The 12182-nt window shown below is 58.2% G+C and carries 11 protein-coding genes; 9 read left to right on the top strand and 2 right to left on the bottom strand.

What is annotated here, in order from left to right; translation table 11 throughout:
- Window positions 1-7 precede the first annotated feature (7 nt).
- The 6 genes from JG743_RS15170 to JG743_RS15145 all read left to right on the top strand — a co-directional run bounded on the left by JG743_RS15170 (window position 8) and on the right by JG743_RS15145 (window position 5204).
- Window positions 8-574, top strand: a complete 567-nt coding sequence (locus JG743_RS15170; protein WP_202301875.1) for a recombinase family protein — start codon at window positions 8-10, stop codon at window positions 572-574.
- A gap of 499 nt (window positions 575-1073) precedes the next feature.
- Window positions 1074-1727, top strand: coding sequence for a hypothetical protein (locus tag JG743_RS15165; RefSeq protein WP_202301873.1), 654 nt, complete (start codon window positions 1074-1076; stop codon window positions 1725-1727).
- A gap of 328 nt (window positions 1728-2055) precedes the next feature.
- The gene (locus JG743_RS15160; RefSeq protein WP_202301871.1) at window positions 2056-2595 is read left to right on the top strand and encodes a hypothetical protein; all 540 of its coding nucleotides are present in this window, start codon (window positions 2056-2058) and stop codon (window positions 2593-2595) included.
- A gap of 404 nt (window positions 2596-2999) precedes the next feature.
- Complete coding sequence (locus JG743_RS15155) at window positions 3000-3503, top strand: hypothetical protein (protein WP_202301869.1); 504 nt, start codon at window positions 3000-3002, stop codon at window positions 3501-3503.
- A 47-nt stretch (window positions 3504-3550) separates the two neighbouring features.
- Window positions 3551-4042 (top strand): hypothetical protein, encoded by a 492-nt coding sequence (locus tag JG743_RS15150; RefSeq protein ID WP_202301867.1) that lies wholly within the window; start codon window positions 3551-3553, stop codon window positions 4040-4042.
- A 724-nt stretch (window positions 4043-4766) separates the two neighbouring features.
- Complete coding sequence (locus tag JG743_RS15145; RefSeq protein WP_202301865.1) at window positions 4767-5204, top strand: hypothetical protein; 438 nt, start codon at window positions 4767-4769, stop codon at window positions 5202-5204.
- A gap of 162 nt (window positions 5205-5366) precedes the next feature.
- Here JG743_RS15145 and JG743_RS15140 read toward each other — a convergent pair whose 3' ends face one another.
- Window positions 5367-7082 (bottom strand): recombinase family protein, encoded by a 1716-nt coding sequence (locus tag JG743_RS15140; RefSeq protein WP_202301864.1) that lies wholly within the window; start codon window positions 7080-7082, stop codon window positions 5367-5369.
- A 511-nt stretch (window positions 7083-7593) separates the two neighbouring features.
- A complete protein-coding gene (locus tag JG743_RS15135) occupies window positions 7594-8274 on the bottom strand; it encodes a hypothetical protein (RefSeq protein ID WP_202301862.1) in 681 nt (226 codons plus the stop codon).
- 115 nt (window positions 8275-8389) lie between these two features.
- Between JG743_RS15135 and JG743_RS15130 the strand changes: the two genes are divergently transcribed.
- The 3 genes from JG743_RS15130 (at window position 8390) to JG743_RS15120 (ending at window position 12092) form a co-directional block, all read left to right on the top strand.
- The gene (locus JG743_RS15130) at window positions 8390-8620 is read left to right on the top strand and encodes a helix-turn-helix transcriptional regulator (RefSeq protein WP_274608537.1); all 231 of its coding nucleotides are present in this window, start codon (window positions 8390-8392) and stop codon (window positions 8618-8620) included.
- A 596-nt stretch (window positions 8621-9216) separates the two neighbouring features.
- Window positions 9217-10527, top strand: coding sequence for a cytochrome b (locus tag JG743_RS15125; RefSeq protein ID WP_202301860.1), 1311 nt, complete (start codon window positions 9217-9219; stop codon window positions 10525-10527).
- A gap of 14 nt (window positions 10528-10541) precedes the next feature.
- The gene (locus tag JG743_RS15120; protein ID WP_202301858.1) at window positions 10542-12092 is read left to right on the top strand and encodes a mechanosensitive ion channel family protein; all 1551 of its coding nucleotides are present in this window, start codon (window positions 10542-10544) and stop codon (window positions 12090-12092) included.
- Window positions 12093-12182: the final 90 nt, after the last annotated feature.

The raw sequence follows: 12182 nt of genomic DNA, 5'->3' as shown, positions 1-12182 counted from the left end.
GCAGCACATGACCGACCTCGCATACATCCGGGTTTCATCCGTTGGCCAGTCCCTTGAGGTCCAACGGGATAAGATGGTCGCGGCTGGGGTGGAGCCGAAGGACCTGTTTGAGGAGAAGCGGTCGGGACTGGACACAGGCAGGCCGGAGTTAAAGGCCTGTCTCCGGGCTCTGCGGCGGGGCGATACGCTCATCATCACCCGCATTGATCGGCTTGCGCGATCAGCAACCGACCTCCTCAACATCGTGAAGGGTCTGGAGAAGGACGGCGTTGCTCTTAGGGTCCTCGACCAACAGATTGACACCTCCACCCCAGCAGGCCGCGCCATGCTGCAGATGCTGGCCGTGTTCGCTGAGTTCGAGACCGCCATTCGGTCTGAGAGGCAGATGGATGGGATTGCCAAGGCCAAGGCCATAGGGACCAAGTTCGGCCGCAAGGTCAAAGCGACCCCGGAGAGGGCAGCGGAGATCGTCGCCATGCGCGCCGATGGCAAGACCGTTCCTGAGATCATGAGGGTCACAGGGCTGTCCAAGGCGTCGGTGTATCGGGCGCTGGGGCTGGCTGCAGCGGGTTAGGGTGAACCGTGGCACGACGGAGCCGAATAGGGACAACCGTGGGACTATGAAGCCGAAATGGCCGGAAATCCCATAGGTACTCCACTAGCACTACGAAGCCAATATCGCCCCATAATCCAATAGGGTACACACTAGCACTATGATGCGGAAATGGCCCGCAATCTCATAGGGACACCACTGGCACTACGGAGCCGAAACCACCCCGAAATCCCATAGCTACTACACTAGCACTACCGAACCGAATTTCCCCGTAGTCCGATAGGGTGACCACTAGCACTACGGAGGCGAAATGGGGCATCGATCCCATACCCGCCACACTAGCACTACGCAGCCGAAATCCCCACGCGCTCGTCTGCTCGTCTATGTGTTTCGTGGCGACAGCCGCACCAGCCTTCACCGTACCCCAAGTCGACCCCAACGGCACCGCAAGGCAAGCCAGAGGGGATGTTTTACGGAAGCGACAGCCAAGCCAACAGGCACCAACCCCAGAAAGGACCCCTTGGAATACACCTCAGAAGCCATCGACAGTACCACGGGTGAAGTCGTCCAGGCACCGATAGGCTCGTGGATCACCATCACAGAGTACGGCGAGACTAAGGGCGTCGGTCGCAATCAGGTCCGTGATGTCCTGTCTCGTATGGGCATTCTTCAGAATGAGACCGAAGACCACACCCCCAAGCATGCCTCATTCGCTGAGAGAAAGCTGACCACTCGTCGACGGCTGACCACGAAGTCAGTCAGGTCAGGTCTGGGGAAACGCATCTTCTCAATCGTCGGCCGTCCGTTCGATGTCATATCGCCCAAAGGGCAGGCATGGATCGACCAGCGATGGGCAGATGCTGTTCGGACGATCAAGACTGATATCACGTCCAGTCCGGTGGCGGTTGCTGCTCAGGTGGCGCTTCGCGAGTTCATGGTCGGTCGCCGACACAAGTTAGACCCTGAGGGACAGGTCAGATGGCTTCTCGACCATTTCCCGAATGTCGCTCAGGCTGACATGAGCAGGATCACGGGAGCGTCCACTCGGATGGTCTCTCACTATGTCGGCAATCGAACTGAACAGATCAGCAAAGCCCAAGCTCGCATCAGGGTCACACCTAAGGGTCACCTCAAGGTGTCATATGAGCCCGATATGGTCGACCTAACAGGTTGATAAGACACAGGAGCGGACGGAAGTCCCTCCCTCTGATGTCACAGCCTTCAGGCTACCTTCTGATGAACACCTCAGCTCCGTGGTCTAACCTCTTAGAGCGATGGCCAGAAGTGAACCTGAAGGTGGGATGTTAGGGGGAGGCTTCCGCCTCTTTCTTCTGGTGGTCTCATTCTGATGTCTCCGGCTCAGGGTTACCCTCAGGGTGAACCTTAAGTGTCGTTACAAGGTATCTATTACACATGACGTTACATCGGCTGAAAATGACCCTGCCAGCCTCCCCTTTTCCAAGCGACAACCGAACAACAATCCCGAGAGGAAACTGCATGACATGACCGAAGATGCACGACCGTTCGACAGGGCTCTATTCCTGCATGAGCGAGAAACCACACCTGATGTCCATGACGACGACATCAGCGCCCTTACCATGGCCACAGTCACCGCCAAGCGGCAGGCCAAGTCGGCCCTCAGGGCATCCCAAGGCGACCGGACAGACTGGAAACGGCACCTCGTCAACGCCCCCGGCTATCGCAATGTGCCCGACACCAAACTGTCGCTTCGGACCAAGCAGGCCCGCACCCACTCCATCAAGGCAGCGGCAGAGCGACGTGAAAAGCGGCGCGAGAAGGGCGTCACCATCCACTACGCCCGGATTGCGTGGAAGCGGCTGGGGCAAGGAAAGCGTGACGAGTTTGACCTAGGCCGGAAGGCGTTGGCTTGGATTGGTCGGAGGTGGGACGCCGACCGAGACTTTGGCCGGTATTCGGATGGGGCAGACGGGGGCGAACACCTCGACCACCTCTTCCGCTTCGGCACCGCCAAGGCTCACGGCAAGACGCCTTGGCTCCAGCACCAGAGGGAAGGCCAGTGAGCCAGTTTCTCCCCGTCCTTGGGGATTGGCCGACCCGAGAACAGGCCCTCGCCATCATCGGGGCGCTGGGCAGAATGGAAGAGGGGCAGCCATCGGAGCTTGACCGCCTGTCCGGCATCCCTGACGCCCTAATCGTCGCTGGGCGATGCTATGCGGTCTATGGCTACCGCGAGCTTGAAGGCGGGAACATGATGCGGCGAATGGCCGAACTGTACATGCGGCCCCGCACGGCCGGCCTAAGCCCTACCGTAGCGCCGCCAGCGGTGGATGACACCCCAGCACTACCAATCCACAGCTACGGGCTTCAGCCGCGCCGCTGAGGCCCTCTAGAACCATCACCAGACCGACACGACAGAACCTTGCAGCATTCCGCTCAGGGACCATCACCATTGAAGGAACTAACCATGTCTAACGATAGATACAGCGACGACCAGATGAGCGGCAGAGACAGCGATAAGCCGATGTCAGCCACCGAGCAGGCATTCGCCAACATGACCCCAGAGCAGCGGAGTGAGTTCGTCGAGCGGGCTCAACACGCCTCAGCCAAGGCCGCTCACGATGAGAAGGCGGCGAAGTTGCGGGCACAGGTCGCAGCGGCAACTGAGGTCTCCCTTGCGGGTAATGCTTGGTATCAGCAGCAGCAGCGCGGAACCCTCAGCCAGCGGGTCTCGATCAGCAACGGGGTGACCAAGGTGGAGCAGTTGAACGCACCGGCCCCTGAGAGTGACAGCAGTGCATTTGCAGTGCCGCCTAGGGCTCTTGTCGACACCATCCCGGTGACGGTTGGTGGCATCCAGCTAGGCCCCAAACAGGCCCGTGAGATGTACGAACGCGGCGAGATTAGTGCCAACGACTACGGTGCAGGACTTGACGAAGCCCTGAGACCATACGGCTACCGTTTTCGGTAACCCAGTCCGACCTTGAACAGCCTTCGGAGGGAGAAATCCCTTCGGAGGTGTCGGATTGGGGTGATGACGAAATTGACCTCGATAACCTGAACCCGGAAGACTACGAGATCAAAGACGACCAAGACGCCATCGCTGACCCCGAAGCCGCTGACCTCGAAGCCCTTGACGCCGAGCTGAAGGCCATGGACGTGGAGGAGCTTCAATCGAAGACCAACGAAACCCTAGATAACCTTCGGGAGACCCACACCGAGGACCAGCAGAAGTTCCTTGCAGATGCTTTCGTCGACCTTGGAGAAATCCCTGTCGGGGAGCAGTTCGGGATCACTGAGGCGCAGGCTATGGTTGTCGAGGCTGGCTTCATCGCAACTCTCAATCGAGATGTGTTCAGCCAATACGGGATCGACCATGCCACATGGATGGATCACGTTGACGAGCAGGACCTTCCGACGTTCCGCAAGGCGGCGTTGAAGGGTGATTTCTCGATCTTCCACCAGCACTGCGTCGAGGTGTCTAAGATGCGTCTCGACCTAGGCATATAGCAGCACCACCCGCAGGCCATTCGTGGCCGAGGACCACTCACCACCATTCCCGAAGGGGGTCAGGTCGCCATCCCGGTGAACCATTGCCCCAAGCTCAAAGCCCCCTTCGGGCTCTACCCCACTCACCCCAAACACCGTGCGCCCAGCGGCGCTTTGATCTGGAGGCACATTGTGCGCCCGGATTGCTTCACCGCGTTCAGCGCAGCCCCGGCGACCCGGGAAACATCATCATCAACAGGAAGGTAATTCAGACAATGAGCAGAACCAAAACCCCGCGCGCTCTTAACCCGGCTTGCGAGGAGGCAGACAACTATTCCCGCGTGGTCCTGAGGTGGGACTTCAGCGAGGCCAGGGCGATCCGGATCATCAAGTGTCGCAACCAAATCCAGTGGATCATTCAGAACAGGTCAGGAAGGCGTGGCGGGCATCCCTCATGGCGACCACAATTCTATTGTCGAACCCGGCAGGCCCTCGAACGGCTGTTGCCGGGAATGGCTGAGGAGATCGCCGCAGCGTTGCCCGTCAGGTTCGTTGAGGCGGGCGCAGCGTAGCGAGTTGATTTGATCTTTCCCACCCCGTACAGGCTGCGCTGGGCGGCGCTAAGGTTTCCCCGCGACTATCTAAGGGGCGACCTCGGCGGCGTCTTGGCGCAGCCCAGCACGTCCGAACTTGCCGGCTGAGCCCGCCGGGTGCAGTGTTCAACATTGTCGAGGGGGGCTGTTCGATGAAGAAAGTCGTAGCCGTTTTGCTATCTTGTTTCTCTTGCACTCCAAGTATGGCCGAGAAAGGAGACACCAACCTGTTGGTCGAGATGCAAGTGAGAGCGTTGTCATGCGCAGCGCTGGCGTTTTTGGCTAGAGACGACGACACTTCTGGACGGTTTTTTCGGCTTGCAGAGAGAAATCTGAATGATTTGCTTGAATTGAGAAAGCAAGAAGGTCCCGGTGGTGAGGCCGCCAGTTGGATGGCGTTCAAACAGTATGAGATCGAGACCAGAGATTACATTCTTGGCTATGACTATGCGCGATCGGTGGACGGCGCTCGCGACAAAATTCATGAACGCTTAGGGTCCGCAATCACGGACTTTGAATTGGCAAAACAAGCAGCTCGCGACATCTATGCCACCGATGAGTGCCCCCGCATTGAGAAATTCACCCATTAAACCACCAGTCGTGACAGCAGCCACAGGGAAGCGCGCGCCATGCCAGGTGACGTTTCACCGACCGGGCGGAATTGACGTCATCATTCTCATTGACGGCAAGGTACACCGCTGCTACCCATAGAGGTACACCAACAAGGTGGCACCTCGAGAGAGGCGACCGACTTAAGCAACTGAAAAATAATGGCTTTCAGGCCCCTGCTCTCCCAGGTTCGATTTGACAAAATTGTCCGGCCCGGGGAGCCATTTCAGTACAAAACTGCGAACGTCGTTTCCAACCGTGCACACTCCACGCGTTCCCTTTGACGCGATGAGCGTTTGAAAGAGTGTCGCTTTCGATCCCTTGATCAAAATTCGATCGGTTCCAACGTCAACTCGCTGCACCAGCGTCTGCAGGTGGTGGCGCCTAAAGCTTCCGTTCTCATCCCGAAGTTTCCGCTTAGCTCCTTCGGCAAACCGTGCAACCGCCTCTTGCGTTATCTCAACGGCTTGAATTTTTCGGCTTTCAGCCCGCTCGGCATCGGCGTTGGCCGCATCTCGTGTTCTCTTCAACTCCGAGATTCGTGTCTTGAGATTGCTATCAGACAGATCAGCCAGACCATCCTCGATCGCTTCGTATAGCCGTGTAAGCTTCCCCTCGGCGTCAGCCGCCTGTCGCCTCAGATCACCGACCCGGTCCTTCTCGCGATTGTCTTGCTCGGCTCTCCGTCGCAGCAGCCCGGACAGCAGTTCCTCAAGCCTGTCTGGGTTTAACAGTCGCCGTTCAACATAGCTCGCGACCAAGTTATTAAGCTTCTCCATCGGCATTGTTCGACCCTTACAGCCGCTGGGGCCTTGCCGGGCCGCCGTACTGCAGGTGTAATATCGATATTGTTTCCCTTTTCCGGAAGTACGCAGGGTCATCGCGCCCCCACAATCCTCGCAGAACACCACACCCCCCAAGAGCATCGGGCTGCTCACGAACCGAGGTGGCCGCAACTGAGGGCTTCGCGACTTAAGAAGATCCTGAACCGTATTGAATTCATGCTCCTCGATGATGGGTTTCACAGCAACTTCGACAATATCTTCAGCAGCCTTCTCAACGCCCTTTCGTTTTCCGCTGACGTTGAAGCGATGTCGCCCGATGTAGGTCATGCGCGTAAGGACCTGATGAACTCCGCCCAGACCCCACCGCCCTCCGGTTTGTGTCCGAATCCCGCGATTGTTCAGATAGCTAGCGATCTGACGAACCCCCATCGGACCGTTATGGCTGTCGCCGGCACGCGCTAAACGGAACATCAACCGGACATTGTCGGCGGTCAGGGGGTCAGGTTCGATTTTCTTTTTGGTCCGGGCGCCACGCTGCTCGGCGGCCACGATCCGGTAGCCGTAGGGCGGTCGGGAACCATTCCAATAGCCCTGCCGGGCGTTTTCCCGCATGGCACGTAACGTGTGTTTCGCATTCTCTTTGGACTGATATTCATCGAATAGCGCCATGATCTGGCGCATCATTGTGCTCATTGGATCGTCGCCGAGGTCCTGCGTGATCGACGTCAGCCGCACTCCGTTCTTTGCCAACCGTCGGACGTAGAATTCGAGTTGGAACTGATCTCGAAAGAATCGCGAGAACGAGTGGACGACGATAGTGTCGAAGGGTGCTGGGTGTTGCGACGCCGCGTCCATCATTTCCTGGAATTCGGGCCGCTTGTCGTCGGTCGCCGATGCACCCGGCTCAACGAATTCCATCGCCACAGATAGTCCCTTCGCGTGACAATAAGCCTGTAACTGACGACGCTGATCGGGGATTGAAAGATCGTGCTCTGCCTGGCGGCCCGTCGATACGCGGAGATAAAGTGCGGCTCGACCGGACGTGGCCAAGGCAGAGTTTGCGCTGGCATTCATGAACGGCCTCCTCTCGTTCTGTCAGCTTCTGGCTCCAAAAATCTCATCAAGTAGATCGGAGCAGTGAACCTCGAACAAGTCCAACTCTCGCTTTGAAACGGGAATGCGTTCGGGCCAGTCGTCAATGATTTCCGGTTGCGAGCCCTCGCTGCACCGTTGCGCGTCCTTGGACATTCGAAAGCGGTCAGATGCCAGATAGTCGAATAGACCGGAGAACTCCGTTGTTTTGCGAAGCTGATAGGCTTTAGCGGACATTCCGCCATTGTCGCTCTCGAAAGGCGAATTACTAGCCGGTTCAAGGCATTATCTGACCTGCTAGAAGCGGACGTCCGGCTACAGCCGAAGAGTGCTGGCCAAAAAAGCAAACGACAGCGCGTCGCCGAGAAGTGCATATTGGCGGCAGACGGTTCGTCCGGTAGGCGACAATCCCGGCTGTGACGACCTGGCGCTGCTCCGGAAGACCTCAAGACTTGACAGACCTGCAACCGCGTCGGGCACACTGCGCAGTTGCTCACTTCGGCCTACCGGCGCGAGATGGCGCGTCGCTGGGAGTGCCGGGGGTTTCTCTCTGCCGGCCGATTCGCATAATATCCTGGAAAGCCGAACGGATCTGCGGCCAAGGAAACTCGGCGCCGCCCTCCCGCACCTCACTTTCAAGAAGCACCGCATTCAGCTTAGCCGCCACGCCGGTAAGAGAGGTGGCAGGTGTCGCAGCCAAGGCTTCGAGCAGAGCTTCGGCTCGTTCGCCTGCCTTCATTTCAGCGCCTGCAACGCCCGAAAAGCCAACTCGTCGGTCGGCGGCATCCCAGCGGGCCTGATGGGCCGCAAAATGGGCTTCTGCCGTCGCGAGTTCTTCGGCGGTATCAGCACCAGCACCAAGCGCCTCGTGAAGTGCTCTGATGGAATGAAGTGTCACGTCCTCGCCACCGGGCAACCTGACGGTCGCACACGGGAAGCCGACGGTCTCGACCAGCGTGCGCTCTAGCTGCGCACTCTTATCACAGAGGCGCTGGCTAACTTCGCGAGCTTCGCGCCATTCTAGCCAAACTGCCAGCGCGGGATCGAAGGGGACAGCTGCTGCGTCGCTGGCAAGTGTGCGCATCTCCCATCCAGCGATTGCAATTGTCATGCCGGCGATTACCTTCCTGCGGGTGACGAAAGGTAGAGTCATGGTATTGTCGGAATCAGCCATGATCCGAGCTCCTAACAGCTTGGTGTGGTCAGGTCGGGCTATGCGTTCCAGCGCTTAGCTCGGCCGATGAGGAATCATCTTATACAAATTGATTGACGTCAATCGGATTGTATGCATGGACGGTGCGCTGACGGTAGAACAATGTCGTGGCGCTCGGGCGATGCTTGGGTGGAGCCAAGAAGAATTGGCGAGAGCGGCAAATGTGGCTCGGCAGACGATTGCGGACTTTGAGCGAGGCGCACGTATGCCGATTGCCAACAATCTGGTGAGTATAAAGCGCACCCTGGATAGTGCCGGGATCGAATTCTTGCCCGAGAACGGAATCCGGTACAGAGCACGCACCTGATACCAGGATCAGAAGGTCGCCGCCCAAACTCGAGTTTTCGTCGCCATTCGAAGCTTTGATCGTTTGCTTGTGTGCAAGTTCAGCTACGGCAGTTTGGGGCCGAAAGCGGACTGTCCGGTTCGGGCAGGATAATGCGAAGAAGTTGCCGTTCTACGATAGGCCTTCATTGGGTTGACTGTGCAGCTTCACCCAATGATCGAATATCGAGAGCTTCAATCGCCAGTTCCTGGCCGCTGCATCGACTGATCAATTTCCTGCGATGCCGCGCGCGCCACCGCGGTCCACAGCCACAGGCACGATCAGAGTGATCACCCTTACTGAAAGTGATGACCGCAGCGGCGGTATGGCGATCAGGGGGACTCGTTCGCCCCGAAGGTCATAAACGAAAGTACTGGATACTCTCGCCCTCGGAACGATAGCTCACATCCCGCGACGGCCGGCATATTTCTATCTAGTGGGGAAAACTCGATGAACGAAGCCCGTTGGCTTTGGTACTCGAGTGCCGGCGTCGCCATGGCAGCAACTTTCCAGGGTGCCGGTGTTCCAATTCATAACCGACACCAAGATCCGTATCGGCTGAGGCAGAGGACATTTGGATGCGTGAGGGACACTCGACCTACAAGCCCAACAGCGGTATCGAACGCTGGTTCGATGCCCGGCTTCCGCTGCCACGGTTGGTGCACGATTCCTTCATCGTCTACCCCGTTCCTCGCAACCTGAACTACGCTTATACGTTCGGCGGCATTCTCACGATCATGCTGGCCGCGCAGATTCTGACCGGCGTCGTGCTGGCCATGCACTATGCGGCCAACACCACGCTGGCCTTCGATTCGGTCGAAAAGATCGTGCGCGACGTGAATTCGGGCTGGCTACTGCGCTCGCTGCATTCGAATGGCGCCTCGTTCTTCTTCATCGCCGTTTATATCCACATTTGCCGCGGGCTCTACTATGGGTCGTATAAATCACCGCGAGAGCTTCTGTGGGTGCTCGGCTGTACCAACCTGCTGGTGATGATGGCGACGGCCTTCATTGGCTACGTGCTGCCTTGGGGCCAGATGAGTTACTGGGGCGCCACCGTCATCACCGGCTTCTTCAGCGCCATTCCCTTGGTCGGCGACTGGATCCAGCAATTGCTGCTCGGCGGCTACGCAGTCGGCAATCCAACGCTGAACCGCTTCTTTGCGCTGCATTACCTGCTACCGTTTTTACTGGTCGGCGTGGTGACATTGCACATCTGGGCGCTTCACGTGGTTGGCCAGAACAATCCCACCGGCATTGAGGTGAAATCAAAGACCGACGTTGTGGACTTCACGCCCTACGCTACCGTGAAGGACGCGTTCGGCATTATCGTGTTCCTGTTCTTCTTTGCCTACTTCGTCTTCTATCTGCCAAATTTTCTCGGTCATCCCGACAACTACACCATCGCAAATCCGCTGAAAACGCCTGCTCACATCGTGCCGGAATGGTATTTCCTGCCGTTCTACGCGATCCTGCGCGCCATCACCTTCAATGTCGGACCGATCAATTCCAAACTTGGCGGCGTGCTCGCGATGTTCAGCTCAATCGCCGTTCTATTCTTTGTGCCGTGGCTCGACACCTCAAAGGTGCGGTCGGCGGTTTTCAGGCCCTGGTACAGGTTCTTCTTCTGGCTGTTCGTGGCCAACGCCCTCTTTCTCGGCTGGCTCGGCTCGCAGCCTGCAGAAGGCGCCTATGTCACGATGTCCCAATTGGCGACCCTCTACTATTTGGCGTTCTTCGTCGTCGCCATGCCGCTACTCGGATACCTCGAGACGCCGCGGCGCCTGCCCAACTCGATAACCGAAGCAGTCCTAGAGAGGAATAAGGCAGCGTCAAATCCCGGCGCCCGGCGAGATACCGGCCATCAACCCCATCCAGAGCCGAAATAGGCGGGTGACCCACGATGGCCGACGCGGCAGTCATGACCTTGTGGAATTCCCCCCTTCTCTACATCGTGCTGGTTGGCCTTGCCGGAATTGTCGTGTGGCACCTGATTCCGAGGCGGTTGGCTAACGCACGACTGGTCGTTCAGATCGCCTTCTTCCTTGTGATGTCGGTCCTGCTCCTGGACGGCACTGTCGTTCCCTACGAGCCGGCACGGGGCGATGTGGCAACGCCTGAAGCGGTCCTCATCGGATCGGCCAAAGTACTATGGTGGCTTCATTTCGCCTGGGCATTGATCGGCTTTGTCCGCATCTTCCTTGTCTTCGAGGGAAAGCCGCGTGAGGCGCGCCTTTTGCAGGAGCTCGTCGTCGGCGTCGTCTACGTTAGTACGTTGCTGTCGATCCTCGCTTTCGTCTTCGCCGTTCCCGTCGGGACGCTCATCGCCACATCGGGCGTCTTTGCCATCATGCTGGGCTTGGCGCTTCAGAATACGCTGAGCGATCTATTCTCAGGCGTCGCACTAACCCTTGGTCGCCCCTACGTGCTCGGCGATTGGATCGTGCTCAGCGACGGTACCGAAGGTCGTGTTGTTGAGACAAACTGGCGGTCGACCCACCTGCTCACTTGGGCCCACAACATTGTCGTACTCCCGAACAGCTTCCTGGCCAAACTTGGCCTGACCAATGTGAGCAGCCCGGGCGAGAACCATGGACTTTCGCTCTCAGTAAGACTGGCACCGACGAAGATGCCGGCGATTGTCGCGGATGTGATGCGCATGGCCTTGCTCAGCTGCAACTCCATCCTGAAGGAACCGCCGCCGTTGGTTGCGATCAAGAGCCTGGATGCAAGGGCGATCGAGGTCGAGTTGCTCTTCTATGTTGCAGATGTCCATCGACGTGTCCCGGCGAGGAATGAAATCATCGATCTCGTCTATCGCCATGTGAAATCCACAGGGTTGCTGCTGGCCGAGCCCTCCTCTTCGATTTTGATGTCCGCTATATCGACCGAACAGACGGCTCTTCCCCCGCCCGTCACCCCTATCGAACTTATCAGGGCCATACCTATATTCTCGGCGCTGACGGAGGACGAGCAGGAGACTCTTGCAGCCACGGCTTCCGTGCGCACTTACCGCAAGGGCGACATCATCGCGCGACAGGGGGAGATGCTGCCATCTCTCATGATCGTCCAGACCGGAGTCATCGTTCGACAACGCGAAGACCATGCTCGCCTCGAGGAAGTCGGCCACTTGGCGCCCGGCGATTTCTTCGGAGAAACCGGCTTGCTCGTCGGCTTGGGCGAGAAGTCGACATTGCAGGCAATGACCCACGTCGTCGTCTACGAGATAGACCAGGCGAGCTTCGCTCCGTTGCTGCTCGACCGGCCCGAAATGGCCGAGGACCTGGCAGCTATCCTGGCAACCGGAATGTCGACCTTGGATGAAAACCGCAAATCTGGACAGCAGCACGCGACCTCGAGCTCCGCCCTACTCAAAGCCATTGAGACGGTCTTTCGCAGCGTCCCGTTCAAGCGTGTTCGAGCAGCCGGTGTGCACAAGGACAGAAAGGTATGACCTTCTACGGACTGTCGTGGCAGGCATCGAAACAGTCGTTCCCAGCTTGCCGGTGTGGGGCCGTATCCTCGTACCGGGGTTGCCCCATCG

The organism is Mesorhizobium sp. 131-2-1, assembly GCF_016756535.1.
GTDB lineage: Bacteria > Pseudomonadota > Alphaproteobacteria > Rhizobiales > Rhizobiaceae > Mesorhizobium.
This window is presented reverse-complemented; position numbering and strand designations above follow the sequence as displayed.